This is a genomic window from Paenibacillus caseinilyticus, assembly GCF_027533645.1.
GTDB lineage: Bacteria > Bacillota > Bacilli > Paenibacillales > NBRC-103111 > Paenibacillus_G > Paenibacillus_G caseinilyticus.
Map to the genome: position 1 here is coordinate 50,686 of NZ_JAQAGY010000018.1, position 19,244 is coordinate 69,929.

Genomic DNA, 19,244 nt, shown 5'->3' on the forward strand with positions numbered 1-19,244 from the left:
AGTATCTCAAAAAGGGTATCACGAGCCTCCTACGAGCGTCCCCAAACCTTCCCGAACCCTTCCCGCGAACGCACCAGAAGCTCCTCCACCGGCTCAGCAGACGGCTGCGCCGTCAGCACTTCCTGCGCGACCACGCCCGTGTAGCCAATCTCCTGCAGCCCCTGCAGGAAAGCGGCGAGGTCAATTACGCCTTCGCCAGGGTAGACGCGGTCATTATCCAGCACCTCGGGCAGCGGCACATCCTTGGCGTCGTTGATATGCACATGCACGATCTGGTCCGCCCGCAGCTTGCGGATATCCTCTAGCGTGCCTCCGGTCGTATACCAATGATAGGCATCGTACAGCAGCCCCACATTGCTGCATCCGATCGCATCGATCCATTCGAGCGTTTCCCCGGCTGTCCAGATGAACGGATGCTTCCACCGGGTGCGCAGATGATGCGGGCCTACGAATTCCAGACCGAGACGAATGCCATATGCACCGAGAATCTCGGCGCAGGTACGCATCCGGCGGGTGGCGACAGCCATGAAACGGGCCGCAGGGTAGTCGGTTGAGGGCAGCACATAAGTGCAGCAGGAGGTTACCCCGAGCTTGGCAGCCGCTTCAGCGTCCTTGGCTAGGCGGGAGAGGCCGGCGCGGAACACGTCCTCCGTTTGTCTCCATTCCGGAGACAAGCCGATGGCGCCGATGATCACGCCCTGGTTCTGCAGTTCCTGCAGAACCACTTCGCTGCCGGCGGCATCGATCCACTCTTCGAGCTCCGAGCCGACGGCATCGACGGCACCGAACCCGTAGCGGGAGGCAAGGGAGACGAATGCGGGCAGGGGAGGGGGTTGGCCGAGTCCGGCCCGTGTAAGTCCTTTGATCATGAAGAACACGCTCCTTTTCCACGTACGATAGATAGGGACAACCTCTGGACGGGCAGCCCTTAGGCGCCTTCATTCTAACGAACCGGCCGCAGGCTGTCTACTCGGAAATCACGACATTCCCGTGCAAAAGGACGCCATTTCCTGAAAACGCTGCGAATATGGTATACTGTTGTATCGGACTATTACGTATGCGCTGACGGCGCGCCGCCATGCGGACACCGCAGCTTGAGGAGGAAGAACACCATATGTGCGGGATCACCGGCGTGATGTATTTTGAGGACCGCGTACCGTCCCCGTCCCTGCTGAAGAGCATGACCGATTGTATCGAGCACCGGGGACCGGACGATATCGGATTTTGGAGCGAGAGCCGCATCGGGCTGGGGTTTCGCCGCCTGTCCATCATTGATCTGAAGGAAGGACACCAACCGCTGGCCAACGAGGACGACACGGTATGGATCGCTTTCAACGGCGAGATTTATAACTATAAACATTTGAGGGACACGCTGCAGGCAAAGGGACACCAGTTCAAAACCCACAGCGACACCGAGGTTATTGTACATATGTACGAGGAATACGGCGAGGATTGCGTGAAGCAGCTGCGCGGGATGTTCGGGTTCGTCATCTGGGATCAGCGCAAGAAGCGACTCTTCGGGGCACGGGACCACTTCGGGATCAAGCCGTTCTATTACCGCAAAGACGGCAGCCGGTTCCTGTTCGGCTCCGAGATCAAGAGCATCTTGGCCGCCGGCGTGGAGCGTACGATCCACACCGAGAGCCTGCTCAACTATCTCACGTTCCAATACGTGCCGGAGCCGACCACGATGTTCGAGGGCATCTTCAAGCTGCCGCCGGGCCACAGCATCACGGTGACGGCAGACGGGGACATGAAGATCCGCCAGTACTGGGACTCCATGCTGGAGCCGCAGGAGCAGCAGTCGCTGGAGTCGTGCATTGAGCAGATCCGCGAGAAGCTGCAAGACTCCGTCGTCCACCACATGCAGAGCGATGTGGAGCGGGGCTGCTTCCTCTCCAGCGGGATCGATTCTACAGCCATCGCCGCCCACATGAGACGCATCGAGCCGATCCGCACCTTCTCCGTCGGTTTTGAAGGGGCGAACAACGAGACGATCATCGCCCGGCAGACCGCCCAGGCGCTGGGAACCGAGCACTATGAGAAGGTGATCACGCAGGAGGACTACTTCGCCACGTTGCCGAAGGCGGTCTGGCACCAGGATGAGCCGGTGGCCGATCCGTCGGCGATCGCCCTCTACCATGTGGCGCAGCTGGCGCGCCAGCAAGTGACGGTCGTCCTCTCGGGAGAAGGGGCGGACGAGCTGTTCGGCGGCTACCGCATCTACAACGAGCCGAATTCGCTGGCGCCGATCGAGCGGATGCCTTTTGCGGTGAAGCGCATGCTGAACGCACTGGCCCGGCTTCTGCCGGAAGGCGTCAAAGGCCGGAATTACCTGCTGCGGGGCACCACGCCGCTTGAGCAGCGTTTCCTCGGCAACGCCAAGATTTTCAGCGAGGATATGAAGGCGGAGCTGGTTCGCGTCGACCGCGATATGCTTCGCAGCTACAAGAATCCCGTGGAGATTGCCAAGACCTTCTACGACAAGAGTAAGCATCTGGATCCGGTATCCCGTATGCAGTATATTGACATGAACCTGTGGATGCCTGGCGATATTCTCATGAAAGCCGACAAAATGACCATGGCGCATTCGATCGAACTGCGTGTGCCGTTCCTGGACGTGGAACTCTACGAAGTATCCCGCCGAATCCCGGCGAAATATCGGATTGCCGGGGGGACGACCAAGTATGTGTTCCGCAAGGCGATGGAAGGCATCATCCCGGACAACATCCTGAACCGGCCGAAGCTCGGGTTCCCCGTGCCAATGCGCGATTGGATGAAAGGGCCGCAGGGGAATATCATCATGGAGCAGATCGCAGGCAGCGGCATTGAGGACTACATCCGCATGGATACCGTCCGGAACATGCTGTCCGCCCACCGCAGCGGCCATGGCGATTATGCCCGCCGCATCTGGACAGTCTACATGTTTGCCCTCTGGCACAACACCTACATGGAGGAACTGCCGAGCCCTTCCCTCGCTCATGCTCAGTAGACGGCAGCCTCACCTTCCGACCGGCCTGTCCGCCTAGCGGCGGCAGCGCCGGTCAGTTTGGCGTACGGGCGGCTGACGCACCAATAAATAGAATCGGAGTCCGCCGGCTAAGGGGCCTGGAAGGGGGCTGCCAAGCTCCCCTCCCGCGCCCTGACCGCCGGGCTTCTCTTATGGAGGAAGCCCCATGCAACGTTATAAACTTATTGCGCTAGACCTCGACGGCACCCTGCTGACCGACGACAAGAGCATCTCCGCGGAGAACCGGGCCGCGATCCTCGAAGCGACAGACCGGGGCGTAACCGTCGCCTTCTCCACCGGCCGGGGCATTCAGAATGCGCTGCCGTATGTGGAAGAGCTCGGCTTGAAGTCGCCAATCGTGACCGTCAACGGGAGCGAAATCTGGAAAGCCCCGGGGGTGCTGCACCAGCGCCATCTGCTCGATCGTGTACTGCTCCGGCGGATGCACCAGCTCTCGGTGCAGTATGATACGTGGTTCTGGGCCTACAGCGTCGGCGACATTTACAACAAGGACCGCTGGGCTACGGAGACGGAGATTGAAGAGAACGAGTGGCTGAAATTCGGCTACTACATCGAGAATGCCGAAGTGCTCGAAGTCATCCGCAAGGAAATCGAAAGCTGGGATCTCCTGGAAATTACGAATTCCCATCCGTTCAACATGGAATTGAATCCGAAGGGGATCAGCAAGGCGAGCGGGCTCGAGCAGGTATGCGGCATGCTCGGCATTACTATGAACGAAGTGATCGCTATGGGTGACAGCCTCAACGATGTGGCGATGATCCGCGCGGCGGGCTTGGGCGTGGCCATGGGCAATGCCCAGGAAGAAGTGAAGGCGCTGGCCGACACGGTCACGGTAACCAATGAAGAACACGGCGTGGCGCGCATTATCAGGGAGTATGTATTAACCTAAAATCGAACTGGAGTAGCACAGAAGAAGGGGGAATCAGCAAATGACCATTGCTGCTTGGACCATTATCGTTCTGTTGTTTGCGGTGGGCATGGCGGGAGCCGTGTACCCGATCCTGCCGGGAGCCCTGGCCATCTATGCCGCTTTCTTCGTCTATGGCTTCATGATCGGCTGGGAGCCATTCGGCTGGTGGTTCTGGATCGCGCAGACGACGCTGGTAGCGGTCTTGATGGTCGCCGATTATGCAGTGAACGCAGTCGGCGTGAAGAAGTTCGGGGGCAAGCGGGCCTCGGTCATCGGCAGTACCATCGGGCTGATCGTAGGGCCGTTCCTTATTCCAGTGGCGGGGCTGCTCATTGGCCCGTTCCTCGGAGCGGTCATCGGGGAGCTCGTGACGGGCACCGAGATGAAGCAGGCCGTACGCGCAGGCGTCGGCGCGCTCGTCGGTTTTTTCTCCGGTCTCGTGACCAAGGTACTCCTGCAAGGACTGATGATCGTCCTGTTTGTTGTCTGGCTGGTTTTTTAATACAAATGTAATAAGTATGGATATCGCGCCGCTTCTACCGTTTCGCACGTTCTTGGCAGACGTACAGCATCCCTCAAAAATGGCGAGGGCTGGCGTTTACCGTGGGTTCGGCAGGATCCAAGTGATGGAAGGAAGCGGTCCATGGGGAAGAAGGGAACCTTGTGTCATCATCTAAAGATTCGTTAGTGAAAGGAACGCTGATCCTGTCCCTGGCTGCCCTCGTGGCCAGGGCGCTTGGCGTGATTCAGCGGATTCCGCTCGTCGCGCTGCTTACTATGGCGGGAATGGCCCCGTTCGGGGTTGCGTTCAATCTCTATTCCGTGCTTCTTGTGGTGGCTACGGCGGGCATCCCGAGCGCACTCAGCAAAATGATCTCCGAGCGGACCGCCCTCGGCCGGTATGCCGAAGCCGACCGGATCTACAAGGCGGCGCTGCAGTTCGCGGTGGGAGCGGGTATTGTCATGGCCCTCATTCTATGGTTCGTAGCCCCCGCGTTCGCGGCAAGCAGCGAGCAGCCGAAGGCCGTGATGGCCATTCGGGCCATTGCCCCGGCGCTGCTCTTGTTCCCCGTCATCGCGATCATGCGGGGCTACTTCCAGGGCCGCCGGATGATGGCACCGAACGGGATCTCGCAGGTGATCGAGCAGATCTTCCGCGTCGTCACTTCCGTGGCGCTGGCTTACCTGCTGCTCGGTCGCGGCCTGGAGTATGCCGTCGCCGGCGCTTCGTTCGGCGGTGTCGTCGGCGGCGTGGCCGCTCTGGCGGTCATGCTGTACTACGGCCGCAAGCTCCGGAGACAGGATCAGCAGGAGAGGGACGGCAGTCCTGTGCCGCCGGAGCAGAAGGCTGCCGCGGCCGCACTGACCGCGGGTTCGGTCTACAGGCAGTTGTTCCGTCTGTCCGTGCCGATCGTGATCTTCTCGGTCACCGTGACACTGGTGTATCTGATCGATTCGTGGCTGGCTACTCCGCTGCTCAAGGAAGCGATGGGCGTGGAGGATGCCGGCCGGGTGCTCGGGATTCTGACCGGTCAGGCCCAATCGCTGGCCGGCATTCCGATCATTCTGGCCGTGGCGCTCAGCCAGTCGGTCGTACCGATCATTTCGTCGGCCTTCGCGCAGAACGACATGAAGCAGGTGTCGGAGCAGACAGGTAAAGTGCTGCAGCTGTCGATTCTGACCGGACTGCCCGTCGTTCTTGTGATCGCGCTGGCCGCCCGGCCGTTGAACTTCTTCATCTTCGAGAACGAAGCAGGGACGCTGATCGACGATAGGTTTGCGCCGGGTGTGATCGCGGCACTTACGATCACCGCGATCTTCCAGATCGTGATGCAGACCTCCGGAGCCGTCCTCATGGGGATGGGGCGGATGAAGCCGCTGATGGCCGGCGTCGGCATCGGGATCGCGGTCAAGCTGGCGGCCAGCTTCTTCCTGGCCCCGCTGCTGGGCATCTACGGCCTGGTCGCTGCTACCGCACTCTGCTTCATCGTGATGGCCGCAATCAACCTCAGCGTACTTCGCGGGGCGGTAGCTTACCGGGTGTTCTCGCCGCAGCGCTGGATGGGCCTTGTTGTCTCCACAGCGGCTGTCGCCGGTGTCGGTATCGCGCTCGACGTCTTCTGCCGGGATAACCTGAATCCCTTCGGCATCCTGCGGGCGGACAGCTTCCTGCAGGCTGCGGTCGTCTGCGCTGTCACTGGCACGGCCTACATCCTGCTGCTGTTCCTGACGCGCGTCATGACGCTGCAGGATCTGGACCGCATGCCGGGGCCGCTGCGCAAGCTGGCGAAGCCGCTTCAGCGCCGGTTCGGCCGGGCCGGGCAGAACGGTTGACGGCAGCCGCGGTGCCCGGAACCGTATCAAGGCGGGGCGTTTACATATAGGGCAGCGCATCGTGTCTTAGTTCAGCGACATGCCGGGAGGCGCGATGCTTATGCTCAGGGCCTTGAGATATGCCATGGCAGTGGCAGAAGAACCGGCCTCCACTAACTACATGCTCATAAGCAAAGAGCCCTGAACCGGCTCCTCTACGGAGGAAACGGTTCAGGGCTCTTTCGTGCAGCAAGTCCAATGGTTATCGCTTGGCTCATACGGCTTCACACGTTCCAGGCCACACCTGGGCCATCCTTCAAGGACGGCCCAGGTGTGGCCTGGAACGTATCTCATTGCAAAGTAGAAGCCGTATAGCCGCCGCCGCCGGTCTCGAACCTCGGGACCGGCGGCCTGCCATCCGGTTTGTGATGCCGGACGGTCATAGAGCAAGCTGCCGTGTGCGTACAGGTAGACATTCCTTATGGCAGCGGCGTGGCCGGTACGTTCGCGATTGTCACCGCTTCAGTGAACTTCGCGGAGCCGTTCTGCCGCAGACGCAGGCTGCCCGCGCCCGAAGCGCTCGGGTTGATCTGTACGTTCACGATCTTCTCGGCATGTCCGGCGGCATCCGCCGTCACCGAGAAGGTGGCGCTGTAGCCGTAGGAGGAAGGCCAAGTGCCGCTGCTGTTCTGCACTTTGGCTACCTGGGTGCCGGAGCTCGTGTAGATGCCGAGATCGTACCCGGAGACGGTGCTGCCGGGCGTCAGGCCGTTCAGGACGACCTTGATCTGGAATACGGCGTTGTTCGGGAGCTGCGCTTGATGAACGAACCCGTAGGCTGCCGTAGGCGTTCCACCGCCGCCGCCCGGTGTAGTGCCGGCGCCGTAGGAGCCTGCTTTGAACGTTGACGGGTCCCACCATTTGTAGCCCGCTGCCGGTGTCGCCCAAGGCTCAGCCTGCGGTTCCGTGGATGCGGATGGCTGCTCCCAGCTGTAGAGTGCGGTCGGCTGGTCGAGCGTAAGGCCCGGAACCTGGCTCAGCGATGTGTAGTTTTCTTTGGCCGCCAGCCAGTTCACGATATTGACGAGCAGCGTGCCGTCGTTCTGTTCCTTGAAGCCGTCATACGTCGTCTTCGACGCGCCTGTTTCTTCGCGCTTGTACTTCGGCGTCGCATCTTCCACTGGCGAGGAATCGCCGATGAAAGCGGCCTTGCCTCCGCCTACCTTCGCCACAGCGGCGTAAGGGCCTTCGGCTTTGCCTCCGCCGTTGTACACGCCTTGGTCTACGGCATTGCTCCACTTGGCCGTGGTCGACGGCAGATACACGATGCCCTTGGCTTTGTTCCCGTCCGTGATGGCAAGGGTCGAGCCCGCATGCATGGCAACCGTGGAGACGCCGGTTGTAATCCCGAACGCCTGCGACGGGGCGACGATCGAGTTGGCGGTTACGTCGCCGATGGCGTTGTAGCGGAACCGCACCCCGAAGTTCGATGACAGCCAGTCGGAGCTGGCTACGCCCTGCATAGCGGCAGAAGAGGCTTCCTCGCTGCTCATGCCCTTGGCCGGATTCGTCCATGCCCCGCGGCGGTAGCCGTTGAACACTTCCGACGCGTCCCAGCGGTTCTTATTGCGGTCCGCATTGTAATGGTCGGAGACGAAGAAGAGCGAACCGCCGCCCTGCACATACTGCAGCAGCGCCGCTTGTTCGGAGGTTTTATACGGAATGTTCGCTTCGCCGAGCACCACCACATCGTAGCCGGTCAAGTCGCCGGCAACCAGAGGCGTTGTTTTGCGCAGCTCCTTCACGTAATAGCCCTTGCCTGCCAGCGCATTCGCAAAATCGGAGAACCCGCCGTCGATCACCCAGTCCGCCGCGCCGGCCGTCTGGCCGTGCGTATTGTCGAAGAGCACCTTCTTGCCGTTCGGGCTTGCGGGGTTCAGCACGGGAGCCGGATCGTTCGGCCCTTCGGCCAGAGCTGCCGCAGGCAGCGATACGGCAGCGGCCAGACCGCCTGCCATCATCCATCCGCTAATTCGGCGCAGCAGTTTTCTCGTGTTCTTCCAATTCAACGTTATCTTCCTCCCAGTCATTCCTAAATTTGAGTATTTACGTCAGGAATACCCTCTTTCTTCATCGTACCACAAAGGGGTGGGACATGGTTTTAATCTTTTATAAAGGTCTTAGTTCCTCGCTTCATTCCAGCAGGTCTCCGGCCAATACCGCGAGTTCGATTCGTCCGAGGCCCGTGCCGTAGGCTTGGGTCATCTCGAAGGATGACGGAGGCTCGACTGTCCGGAAGTAAGCGAGCACCTCCTCGGTACGGAACCAATCGCCGGGCTCGGACGGGGCTATAGGGCGGTCGCTCCAGGCAGACTGCAGCGAGGGACTGTACAGCGGAAGAGCGCCGGGCCGCAGCCGGCAGCCGTCCAGCCGTTCCTTCAATTCGCCGCGGGGGATGCGAGGCCCTTGTCTCTTGGGAGCGAACAAGTGGGGCCAGAAGTCGGCACGCGATCCTGTATGCCTGCTTCCGGAGACGAAGCGCAGCACGCCTTGATGCACGGCCGGCAGACCGAACAGAATACCGTATAGTTTTTTGCCGACTTCGATACGTTCTTTCTTGCTGCTGAAGTCTTCCACGGTCACCCCGGCGAGCCGGATCAGACGGCCCTCCCGGTAAGGGAACACGACATGATTCAACTGCAGGAGGGATTGGGTATGAAAGAAGAGCGTGTCCAGCACGGTACGGCGGTAGAGGGGGTGGCGGACAACCCGGTCTTCGATATAATGCTGTTCGTTCACGATCAGGCCGATGGTCAGCGGCACAGACCTGCGGTCTTCCCAGAACTGCTCCCAGACTCCGCACATAAAACGCGATACGCCCAAGAGCGGCAGCAGGTGGAACAGCGGACGCCGCTGCCGTAGGCTCTCCTCGTAGAGCAGCAGCTGGGCGTACGCGTCCCGGAAAATAAGGGCATTGGCCCGTTCCAGGAACGCGAATACATTCCGGCGCTGCTCCTCGCTAAGCAGATAGGGGAGCAGTTCGCCCTGCAGGTCCGTCATGCTCCATCCTCCGTTGCGGGAGACCATATGGGCCAGCAGGGCCCAGTGCAGTTCGGGATGCCGCGCATACATACGGCCGTAAGCTTCCGTCCTTGTGACATTGTTGCGGTTCCACCCTTGGCTCTCCCCGCGGATCCGGTCGATCAGGAGCCGGTCCTCCAGCCCTGCATAGGCGGGGCCTGGTTTCTTGGCCGGATTCGGCAGCGCCTTCAATCGCTGACCCAGCGCTTCTACAGCAGAGGAAGGCACCTCCAGAGAAAAGGAAGTATCGAGCAGCGCTTTTTCGTAGGCTCCGGTATGCAGCTTGGCTTTCACCCACACGACGGCTTCCTCCGGCCACTCCGCAAGCTTCTTCAGCAGGTCTTTACCGCTCCAGCGGTGATTGCCGATAGTCAATCTCATCCCACCTAAAGGTTTCTTTAGCTACAATTCGTATACATTTATGTATCAAAAGTGCAACGTTTTGGATTCCGGTGCGTACAAAGGGTTATGAAATTCTTTACACATTATTCTTATGATTCCAGGAGGTTTGTATGAAAAGGAAAAATTGGAGCATGAAGCTCAGCGCCGCTCTGGCAGGCGCACTGCTTGTCCTGGCGGGCTGCCAGCCGGTTTCGAGTGTCGATGTGAACAAAGTGTTGAATGGCTCGTTCGCGGTGAAGTCGGGGGAAGGCCGCTCGACGGTTGCCTTTGAACTGACGCCGGATGGTTCTGCTACCACGACTGCCGAGCAGAAGAAAGCGCTCGAGCTCTTCGGCAAGATCAAGCTCGACATTACGGAGGCCAAAACGCAGGATGCCCTGCATGCCTCCCTCAAAGGAACCCTGGAATACTCCAAGGGGAAGATTCCGTTCCATCTGGAAGTGTCCGAGATGGACTACATCGTGTGGCTCGAGGGAGCGAAGAAGCCGATCGTGTTCAAGAACAACCCGGCGGCATTCCCGCAGGGCGCAGCGGGCGAAGTAGGTCTGTCCGTTCAGCTCCAGAAGCAGATCGAGGATCTTGCGAAGAAAGCGGTGGAGAAGTCGCCGGAGCTCGGCAGCTTCTTCGTGAATAACTTCCCGAATCCGAACAAGATCACGGCCGGCCCTGTTACGGAGACCGTGTACGGCGAGAGCTTGTCCCTGACGAAAGTGCATGCCGAGCTGTATGGCAGCGAGCTCGTATCGATCGTCAAAGGCTTCCTCACGAACGTGCTGGCAGATGACGCTGGTCTGAAAGCGTTCATCGGTACGCTCTACGACCTGTATGCTCCGCTCGTGAAGGCAGTCGTGGAGGAGCAGAGCAAGTCGGGCGGCAGTGATGAGATGAATGCGGCCATCGCTCCTTACCTCAATAACAAGACGCTGGCCGTCGAGTTCCTTCACACCTACATCAAGTCCACGCTGCAGAAGGCCGTAGACCAGTATGATCAAACGGCAGCGTCCCTGACAACTTCCCCTACCGGTGAAGGCCTGAAGCCGCTGCTGAGCGACCAGCATTGGTTCAAGGTTGATCTGTGGGTCGACAAAGACTACCTCCCGCGCAAATCCGCGATGGAGTGGAACTTGACGCTGTCGGAAGGCAAGGGCGACGGCATCAAGGGCATTAAAGTCACAAGCACTTCCGAGAACTGGAATGTGAACAAACCGGTTACCGTATCCAAAGTCGATGTGTCCAAAGGGGTAACCGAGTGGGAGCCGTCGAGCCGCTTCACCGCAGGCAGGCTGCTGGCTGCACTGGAGCCGAATTCCACGCTCTACAAGCTGCTGAAGGACGACCTGCATGTCACGCACAAGAACATTCGTCTGAACGCGGCTGAGGCGGGAGAGGTATACGGCACACAGCCGTATAACGATAACGGTACAGTCATGGTGCCGGTCCGCTTCGTCACCGAGCAGCTCGATGCCGATGTGAAGTGGAATGCCGAAGCCAAGAAGGTGACGATTACGGATCCGCTGAGCGGCTCGATCATCGAGCTGACGATCGGCAGCAACCAAGCTACGGTAGGCGGTAAGACGCTGACGCTGGAGAAGCCGGCCCAGCTTGTGAACAGTGCGACTTACGTGCCGGTCCGTATCGTATCCGAAGGAATGGGTGCAGACGTGAAGTGGGAGCAGGATACTCAATCTGTCGTAATTACACGCGAGTAGCCTTATCGGGTATAAGCAAGCCCCAAAAACCGTACCTTCCGGGGTACGGTTTTTGGGTGTGTGCGCTTCGGGCTGAGCAGAGGAAACGGCGGCCAGACACATAGAAGGCAGGTGGGGCACCGGTATAGTCCCGCTGCCCTTAGAGAAAGGAACGCTGCTGATGGCGCTGCGGGAGGGGGCGTCGGACCGATGGTTCCAAAAGGGGAAGGCCTGGCAGCAGGTCCCCAGAAATCGATGCCGCTGCGGCAGATGGACGCTCACCCGCCTTAACGCTCACCACGTCTCATCGCCTTGAGCTGCTGCGTTCCTTCCTCTCCAGCCCTGTCTACCGATACTCCCTCTTGGCCGGGCTGCGGCATGGCATGGATCACCGCCGGCTATACCGCAGCCCGCGAGTGCCGCCCGCTTCCGAGAGACACCAAACAGCCCCTTGATCCCGCTCCGTGGGGATCAAGGGGCTGTTTGGCTATGCTGCTGCGCGGCTCAGGCCTTCGTGTCCGGTTCCCTGCCGCCCGGGCGTTCGGAAGGCCGCGCGGAAGGAAGACGGCCGGCCCGCAGGGCGGCTTCCCGCAGGAGGAACTCGATGTGTCCGTTGACGCTGCGGAACTCATCCTCCGCCCAGCGCTCGAGCACTTCGTACAGCTTGGGGTCCAGGCGCAGGGGAAATTGCTTTTTGGATGCCATGCTCTGGGCCTGTTAGTAGAGACTGCCTGTGTTGATGATAGGATTCGCGGAGCGGTCCGAGACGATAGCGACCAGCAGGTTGTTGATCATGGCCGCTTTACGCTCTTCGTCGAGTTCGATGATGCCTTCCTGCTGGAGCTGGGCGATCGCCATCTGGACCATGCCTACCGCCCCTTCGACGATCTTGGCGCGGGCCGCGATGATCGCGGAGGCCTGCTGGCGCTGCAGCATGGCGCTGGCGATCTCGGTGGAGTAAGCGAGATGCGTCAGCCGCGCTTCAAGCACTTCGACGCCTGCCACGGTCAGCCGCTCCTGAAGTTCCCGGCTGAGCTCCTCGGCGACTTCGTCGGAGTTGCCGCGCAGCGAGTACCCGCTTTCATCGAAAGCATCATAAGGATATTTGCCCGCTACATGACGCAGCGCCGTCTCGCTCTGGATCTCGACGAATTGTTCATAATGATCGACGTCGAAGGTAGCCTTGGCGGAATCCGTCACGCGGAAGACCACGACAGCCGCAATCTCGACCGGGTTGCCCTCGATGTCATTGACCTTGAGCCGGGTGCTGTTGAAGTTGCGGACCCGCAGTGACACTTTCTTGCGGACGGAGAACGGAACCGTCATCCAGAACCCGCTGTCCTGAAGCGTGCCGGCATAGCTGCCGAAGTAGGTAATAACCAGCGCCTGGTTCGGCTGTACGATGGCGAATCCGGTCAGACAGGGAATCGAGGCGGCGAGCAGCAGGCCTCCAAGAATAGGCAGGGTCTCGGTGTACAGCAGCGTGAGACCGGCGGCATACAGAAGCAGGACGAACAGAATTCCCATGAATCCGCTCACGGCCCAAGCTTTTCTTTCCTTCATACGGCAGCACTCCTTCAAGTGTCATGTGGATGTGACACCTTATTTTGATATTTATATGATATCACTTTTTGAAATAAATGTAAACCAATCCTAGACATCTTCCGTTGGTTTGACAGACAGAACGGGGAATGCTACCCTAAGGCAAAACAATAGAAGGCGGTGCCATTCATGGAACAAATCCGTACCGATGCGGGATTCAGGGAGAAGGTCGGCGCCTCCAAGCCTACGATCGCCGTATTCAAGGCGACTTGGTGCAAGGACTGCCATTTTATCGAACCGTTCATGCCTCAGATCGAAGAAGCCTACGGGGACAAACTTACGTTCATCCACATTGACCGAGACGATCTGCCGGATCTCTGCTCCGAACTCAACATTCTCGGCATTCCAAGCTTTATCGCCTTCCGTGAAGGAAAGGAGCTCATCCGCTTCGTGAGCAAGCTCCGCAAGAGCAGGGAAGAGATCGAGGAGTTCCTGGACCGGGCTGTTCAGGTGTCCGAAGCGCTGCCGCAATAAACGGTCCGAAGCCATCCCTCTACAAGGAGGACGCACAGCAGCCCCCGCCGGCGAATGGGAAAGCCATCGGCGGCCGGAGGGCGGCTTTGAGCCGCATGCATGAATATCAGTCTGCCGGAAGCCTGTCCGGCAGGCTTTTTTTGTTAGCTAAGAATGTATATCTCGCCGGGGCTCGATCCTGTCATCTTACATATCTACTGAACGGGCATCGTCGTGAAAGGACGGCGAAGCCGTTTATCTTGTCTTCCGAAGGGAAGAGTAATAAGGGGCCGTCATGTCTGCTGAACAGGCCCGAGGCGGGTTCTGTTTCGATTCTATGAACACTCCTCTCCGGCTGATTCTTCTTTCAAGGCTTTGTAACAATTGCGCATGGATTCCGTTTCTGTTTATCGCTATAATGTAGAGGAGTCTCAGGCTTGTCAGATGGTGTCGACATTTCGAACGGGGAACCGTCCTTGTCTTCGCCACGGCATGCATCACTGATAATAGAAGCGGGTGAAGTTTGCATATGAGGATACAGAAATGGCTCAAGCAATTATCCTTTGCTTCCATGGCGGGAATGTTTCTGATTCTGGTCATGGGCGCGCTTGTGACCAAGACGGAATCCGGCCGCGGCTGCGGCGATGATTGGCCGTTATGCAACGGCAAGTTCGTGCCTGCCTATACGATTGAATCCTTTATCGAATACAGCCACCGATTTGTGGTGGGCGTCGTCGGCCTGATTCTTCTGGCCACAACGATCCTAGTGTTCCTCTGCAGTAAGCGCAAAGATGCGAAGTGGTATGTAGGGGGCGCGATGTTCTTCACGGTACTGCAGGCTATTCTGGGAGCGCTCGCTGTCATATGGCCGCAGTCCTCGGCGGTGCTTGCGCTGCACTTCGGGTTTTCGCTGCTCTCGTTCGCCTTCACGCTGCTCTTGTATCTGGTCTTCACCCGGTACGGCGAAGCGATGAATAAGGGAGACGGCACCCGCCTCTCCGGCGGTGTGAGAAGGTCCGTCTGGGCTGTCGTGGTCTATTCTTATGTCGTGGTCTATTTGGGTGCGTTCGTAAGGCATACGGAAGCCGTAGGCGGGTGCATCGGCTGGCCGCTGTGCAACGGCCAGGTTATTCCCGAGATGGTCGGGGCAACGTCCATCGTGTTTATCCACCGAGTTGCGGCTGCCCTTCTCGGTTTGTCGCTCCTGGCCCTGTTCCTGGTGGTCCGTACGCAGGCCGCGCCCGGCAGCGCGGTCTATCAGGCGGCACGGTTGTCCCTGGTACTCGTCATCTTGCAGATTCTGAGCGGCGGGTTCGTGACTCTGGCCATCGGCCATGACATCTATCTGCTTGCCAGTCTGCTTCACGCCGTGCTGGTATCGTGCTTGTTCGGCATTCTTTGTTATCTTGGCATTACATCGCTGTATACAGCAGAGAGAAGTACGATGCAGGCTTACGCGGCCCCCCGGCTGCCGTAAGTCTTCTTCTGCTTTCTACATAGACCAACAGGACGGTAGCCGCCGTCTTAGGGGAGGCATACTTAAGATGCAAGAGCCTGCATCATCATCCCGGCTGCTGCCGCATATCGGCTTCGTTATCGTCTATGCCCTGTGGGGAATTAACATTTGCTCCATGAAATTCGGAGGCGGCCAGTGGGATCCGCTTGTCTTCGGCGCCCTGCGGTATACGTCCATCCTTCCGTTCCTATGGGGATACACGTGGTGGTACTACCGGAAGCACCGAGACCGGCTGAAGCTGTACATCGCCCCGCGGGATCTGGTTATGGTGGCGGTGCTCGGCGTTGTGTCGGCCGTAGGCATGGAGGTGGTGCTGCAGTATGCGCTGCAATATTCCAATTCGGCGAACGGTGCGGTCCTCGGGCGCGGCTTCATGCCGGTTATTACCGCCTGCATCGCGTTGATGCTTAAGGACCTTCGGCTGACGCCTTCCGTTATGGCGGGGATCCCGCTGGCCCTTGGCAGTGTCATTCTGATCGTGGCCGGAGGGCCGAACGGATTCCATCTCGGTCAGGAGACGCTCCGGGGCGACGCACTTCTCTTGCTCCGCAGCTTTCTCGGTGCGCTGTATCTTATCGGGATGAACAAACTGGTAGGGCGCTATCCCCTGACGCTGCTCGTCTCCCTGGAGATGACGGCCGGGGCTGCAGCGCTGCTGCCGTTCCTTTTCCTGAACGCGGATGCCGCCTACCTCTGGTCCCGAACAGACCTGGCTTGGCTCTCCTTGTCCTATACGGCATTGTTCGCGACACTGGCCGGCTTCTCGATCCATAACTGGAGCCTGGCGCGGCTGGGGCCGTTCAAAGCCTCTGTATATGGGTATCTGCTGCCTGTAACAGCCGCAGCCGCGGGCTACGTCCTGCTCGGCGAGGAACTGGGATGGAACCAGTATGTAGGAGGAGCCGGCGTGCTCCTTGCCATGTATCTGGTTCAGCGGGACCGGATGCAGATTATGAAAGCCTCCGTGTCCTCGCCTGCCGGCGCGGCGGATAAACCGGTCTAATCCCTGTCCTTCGGAGGGCGTAGACGACCCAGAAAAGCTCCCTCTGCCCAAAGGCGGAGGGAGCTTTTCTGGATATTGCTATCTTTCGAGGGGAAGTGCGCCATGGCAGCAGGGCCTGTGGGCGAGCAGGGTTAAGCCTCCTCGGTCGCGAACACGACCGGTTCGTCCAGTACGCGCTCCTTCCGTGGGACACGGGGCTCCCGGAAGCTAGGAAGCAGAGCGAAGCGAACGGCGCCCAGATCGTCAGGCAGGGCAGGGGTGACGAGGAAGCTCAGGTGGGCTTGGGGACCACCGCCCTGAGAGCCGTTATGCCGAATCGAATATCCTTCCGCCGGTTCGACCGCGAGCCGAAGATTCGGTTGAATGGAATCGATCCGGTGTGCATCCTCCGCCTGAAGCTGGATTTTCAAATGGACCTCACTTCCGTTCTCATACTGCATCATATGCGTCAGTACATATTCAACCCCATCCTGAAGGGTTGTCTGCATCAGAGGGATGACCTGACGGAGAGCCCCGGGTTCGTAGGGCTGGTACTGAAAATCATTATGAGTATGAAACAACCCATGGAACAGCCACTGCAGCAGGGTGAAGTCCAGGCCATACTGCTCGCTCCATGCTTCGAGCATCGTCTTCGGAGGAATATACGGCTTACTCTCGGTTATCTGCTTGCGTTCATTCAGCAGCTGGACGATATTCTCGTCGACCGGACGAAGCCTTTCATCATACTCCACTTTTGTCAATCCGCTCCAGCGCATGGCTGATCACTCCTTCTTATCGAATTTTAAGGGCGCGCTCTGTGTCCAGCATACCACTGATTTACAGATGCTTCCATTCAGGTTTTCACCCCTGCCCTTTTCGGGTATACTACCTTGACATCTTATCTTTACTAATCGAACAACGGAGACGTGACCTATGCTGAGATCCCTATTCGGAGAACCACCCCGTCAAGAGGCGGGAGAACTGCAGGAGGCCAATCTGGCCATCCGGGAGTACCTGCAGAAACTAGCTGCCATCCCATCCCCCAAACAGTCGCCGCAAGAACGTAAATTCGTCATTTGGAGCCAAAGCTTTATCCGGGCCCTCGATGAATTGGAACAAAGCCAGTATGCGGCTGCCCGTTACGGAGAGCAGGTGGACAAAGCCTACATTGATCAGATGCCGGCGGAAGAGCTCGTGAATTATCACCGTCATATCTATTTCTACAAAAACGCCATTATCCGGTTATTCGCCATTCTTGATAAGCTGGGCTATTTCATGAACGAACGCTTCGAGCTGAGAACCGAAGGCATCAAACCGCGGTTCTCTTACTTCACGGTATTGCGTAATATGCATGAGAACGGGCTCTACCCGGATCTGGAGCAGATGCTGTTCGACCTCAAGGTGAAGCACAAGGAGCCGGTTACCCGCCTGCGCAACCAGCGCAACACCGAGATCCATACGATCAATGCGGACCTGCTCGATGACCTGCTTCAGGCAGCCGAGGCCAAATACGGCGAACGGACCCGGATCGAGACCGAGGATATTCGCGGCAATATGAAGGACTTGGATGAGGGCTGTCTCATGACCTTCCAGACCGTCGCCACAGCCTTCCGCTATCTTGTACATCCCCCTGCCGCAGAGGCACAGAAGGCCAGGGAGCAGGAGAAGGGCAGATAGAAAAGAGGAGAGTTGAATCCCATCCGGGCATCCACTATACTTTGAAGGAGAGGGTAGCAAGAGAGCTATTCGCAGTCCGGAGGTAGGCGTCATGGAACAGGGAAGAAGAACCGCACTCGTCACCGGAAGCGCCAAGGGGTTGGGGAAAATGACCGCGCTCCTGCTGGCCGAACAGGGCTTCAATCTCGTGATCAACTATGTGAACAGCGAGCGGGAAGCGGAGGAGCTCAGCGATTCGATTCGGGCCAGAGGAGCCGAGTGCCTGACAGTGCAGGGAAGTGTGGCCCGGCCGGAAGACCGGGAGCGGATCGTGGCGGAAGCGGCGGCACGCTTCGGCAATATAGATGTACTGATCAACAACGCCGGCCCCTTCGTCCGCGAACGGAGGCTGTTCCGGGAGTATGCAGCGGACGAGATGATGGAACTGATGCAGGGGAACTTGCTTGGCGTGATGCATTTGGACCATCTTGTGATTCCTATGATGCGGGCGAGGCAGTGGGGGCGGATCATCCACTTCGGGTTCGGCCATGCGTCGGAAGCGCGGGGATGGCCGCACCGTGCGGTGTATGCCGCAGCGAAGGTAGGGCTGGTGTCCTTTACGAAGACGCTTGCAGTAGAGGAAGCGGCGAGTGGGATTACGGTGAATATGATCTGTCCTGGAGATATCCGGGGGGATAACAAAGAGCGGATGATTCATGAGGTGGAGCATCTGCTGGACGCGGAATCGCCTAGAGGACGTCCGGGGACCGGAGAGGATATCGCCCGGGTTATTGGATTCCTGTGCGAGGAACGGTCCGACTTTCTCACCGGCAACATCATGGACGTATCGGGAGGGCTGGACCCGATCCGGGCCAACATCGCTCCAGGTACCCTGGAAGCCGGAAAGTAGGCAAGGTAACGCAAAATAATAGCCCTGCGCCTTCCGCACATGGTGCGGGGCACAGGGCTGTACTTTTCCGTATGACGGAGGATGGTTCTAAGGAGACCGGATTGTTCTTCTTAGAATACCTGCATGACCTCTTGTACGCCTTCTACTTCTTCCAGCAGGGCCCGTTCGATCCCAGCTTTCAGCGTGATGGTGGAGCTAGGGCAGCTGCCGCAGGCACCAACCAGGCGGAGTTTGACGATTCCGTCTTCGACATCAACGAGCTCTACGTCGCCGCCGTCGCGCTGCAGGAACGGACGCAGTTTATCTAGAACTTCAAGCACCTCGTCATACATCGTCGTGCTTTGTTGTGTATTCTCGCTCATTTGCATCATCTCCCTTCTTTCTTATATTATATTACAAACCGACCCAAAATAAAATGGCTCAGAGGCAGGAGAGCAACGGTATGAGACCCATTATTGAATTTTGCACGAACAATATGCACCATGGTACGGGAAAGCTGATGCAGAGGCTGGAGGCGAATCCCGACTATGATGTCATCGAATATGGCTGTCTTGGCAACTGCGGCGAATGTTACTTGGCGCCCTTCGCTTTGGTGAACGGCGAGAGTGTGGCGGCGCAGAATGCCGAAGAACTCGAGGCCGGCATTCTGCTCAAAATCAAAGAGATCGAGGATATGCTCGATCTCTTAGGTGACTGACTT

The 19,244-nt window shown here is 58.7% G+C and carries 18 protein-coding genes; 11 read left to right on the forward strand and 7 right to left on the reverse strand.

Going from position 1 to position 19,244, the window contains the following annotated elements; genetic code table 11:
- Positions 1-29: 29 nt before the first annotated feature.
- Complete coding sequence (locus O9H32_RS23150) at positions 30-869, reverse strand: sugar phosphate isomerase/epimerase family protein (RefSeq protein WP_269868488.1); 840 nt, start codon at positions 867-869, stop codon at positions 30-32.
- Positions 870-1,114: 245 nt separating this feature from the next.
- Between O9H32_RS23150 and asnB the strand changes: the two genes are divergently transcribed.
- The 4 genes from asnB (at position 1,115) to O9H32_RS23170 (ending at position 6,275) form a co-directional block, all read left to right on the forward strand.
- Positions 1,115-2,992, forward strand: coding sequence for an asparagine synthase (glutamine-hydrolyzing) (asnB, locus tag O9H32_RS23155; RefSeq protein WP_269868489.1), 1,878 nt, complete (start codon positions 1,115-1,117; stop codon positions 2,990-2,992).
- 184 nt (positions 2,993-3,176) lie between these two features.
- Positions 3,177-3,920, forward strand: a complete 744-nt coding sequence (locus O9H32_RS23160; protein WP_269868490.1) for a Cof-type HAD-IIB family hydrolase — start codon at positions 3,177-3,179, stop codon at positions 3,918-3,920.
- A gap of 40 nt (positions 3,921-3,960) precedes the next feature.
- Entirely contained in the window at positions 3,961-4,443 is a 483-nt protein-coding gene (locus O9H32_RS23165) for a DUF456 domain-containing protein (RefSeq protein ID WP_269868491.1), read from the forward strand.
- Between the two features lie 161 nt (positions 4,444-4,604).
- A complete protein-coding gene (locus O9H32_RS23170) occupies positions 4,605-6,275 on the forward strand; it encodes a putative polysaccharide biosynthesis protein (protein ID WP_269868492.1) in 1,671 nt (556 codons plus the stop codon).
- Between the two features lie 458 nt (positions 6,276-6,733).
- On the opposite strand, the gene O9H32_RS23175 is transcribed toward O9H32_RS23170, so the two are convergent.
- Both O9H32_RS23175 and O9H32_RS23180 read right to left on the reverse strand, forming a co-directional pair.
- Positions 6,734-8,344 (reverse strand): DNA-binding protein, encoded by a 1,611-nt coding sequence (locus O9H32_RS23175; RefSeq protein ID WP_406627367.1) that lies wholly within the window; start codon positions 8,342-8,344, stop codon positions 6,734-6,736.
- 103 nt (positions 8,345-8,447) lie between these two features.
- Positions 8,448-9,710, reverse strand: coding sequence for a DUF2515 domain-containing protein (locus tag O9H32_RS23180; RefSeq protein WP_269868493.1), 1,263 nt, complete (start codon positions 9,708-9,710; stop codon positions 8,448-8,450).
- A gap of 137 nt (positions 9,711-9,847) precedes the next feature.
- Here O9H32_RS23180 and O9H32_RS23185 point away from each other — a divergent pair, with 137 nt between their 5' ends.
- Positions 9,848-11,446 carry a copper amine oxidase N-terminal domain-containing protein gene (locus O9H32_RS23185; RefSeq protein ID WP_269868494.1) on the forward strand — a complete coding sequence of 533 codons (1,599 nt, stop codon included), beginning with the start codon at positions 9,848-9,850 and terminating at the stop codon, positions 11,444-11,446.
- A gap of 483 nt (positions 11,447-11,929) precedes the next feature.
- Here O9H32_RS23185 and O9H32_RS23190 read toward each other — a convergent pair whose 3' ends face one another.
- Positions 11,930-12,130 carry a hypothetical protein gene (locus tag O9H32_RS23190; RefSeq protein ID WP_269868495.1) on the reverse strand — a complete coding sequence of 67 codons (201 nt, stop codon included), beginning with the start codon at positions 12,128-12,130 and terminating at the stop codon, positions 11,930-11,932.
- Between the two features lie 12 nt (positions 12,131-12,142).
- Positions 12,143-12,988, reverse strand: coding sequence for an SPFH domain-containing protein (locus O9H32_RS23195; protein WP_269868496.1), 846 nt, complete (start codon positions 12,986-12,988; stop codon positions 12,143-12,145).
- Positions 12,989-13,156: 168 nt separating this feature from the next.
- On the opposite strand from O9H32_RS23195, the gene O9H32_RS23200 reads away from it, so the two are divergent.
- The 3 genes from O9H32_RS23200 (at position 13,157) to O9H32_RS23210 (ending at position 15,999) form a co-directional block, all read left to right on the forward strand.
- Positions 13,157-13,501 carry a thioredoxin family protein gene (locus O9H32_RS23200; RefSeq protein ID WP_269868497.1) on the forward strand — a complete coding sequence of 115 codons (345 nt, stop codon included), beginning with the start codon at positions 13,157-13,159 and terminating at the stop codon, positions 13,499-13,501.
- 508 nt (positions 13,502-14,009) lie between these two features.
- The gene (locus O9H32_RS23205; protein WP_269868498.1) at positions 14,010-14,957 is read left to right on the forward strand and encodes a COX15/CtaA family protein; all 948 of its coding nucleotides are present in this window, start codon (positions 14,010-14,012) and stop codon (positions 14,955-14,957) included.
- A gap of 67 nt (positions 14,958-15,024) precedes the next feature.
- A complete protein-coding gene (locus O9H32_RS23210; protein ID WP_269868499.1) occupies positions 15,025-15,999 on the forward strand; it encodes a DMT family transporter in 975 nt (324 codons plus the stop codon).
- Positions 16,000-16,130: 131 nt separating this feature from the next.
- On the opposite strand, the gene O9H32_RS23215 is transcribed toward O9H32_RS23210, so the two are convergent.
- Positions 16,131-16,730 (reverse strand): hypothetical protein, encoded by a 600-nt coding sequence (locus tag O9H32_RS23215; RefSeq protein ID WP_269868500.1) that lies wholly within the window; start codon positions 16,728-16,730, stop codon positions 16,131-16,133.
- Between the two features lie 181 nt (positions 16,731-16,911).
- Between O9H32_RS23215 and O9H32_RS23220 the strand changes: the two genes are divergently transcribed.
- Together O9H32_RS23220 and O9H32_RS23225 are read left to right on the forward strand one after the other, a co-directional pair.
- On the forward strand, positions 16,912-17,655 hold the full coding sequence (locus O9H32_RS23220; protein ID WP_269868501.1) for a Cthe_2314 family HEPN domain-containing protein: 744 nt from the start codon (positions 16,912-16,914) through the stop codon (positions 17,653-17,655).
- Positions 17,656-17,746: 91 nt separating this feature from the next.
- Entirely contained in the window at positions 17,747-18,544 is a 798-nt protein-coding gene (locus tag O9H32_RS23225) for an SDR family oxidoreductase (protein WP_269868502.1), read from the forward strand.
- 110 nt (positions 18,545-18,654) lie between these two features.
- Here O9H32_RS23225 and O9H32_RS23230 read toward each other — a convergent pair whose 3' ends face one another.
- On the reverse strand, positions 18,655-18,906 hold the full coding sequence (locus O9H32_RS23230; protein ID WP_269868503.1) for a NifU family protein: 252 nt from the start codon (positions 18,904-18,906) through the stop codon (positions 18,655-18,657).
- 80 nt (positions 18,907-18,986) lie between these two features.
- On the opposite strand from O9H32_RS23230, the gene O9H32_RS23235 reads away from it, so the two are divergent.
- Complete coding sequence (locus O9H32_RS23235; protein ID WP_269868504.1) at positions 18,987-19,241, forward strand: YuzB family protein; 255 nt, start codon at positions 18,987-18,989, stop codon at positions 19,239-19,241.
- Positions 19,242-19,244: the final 3 nt, after the last annotated feature.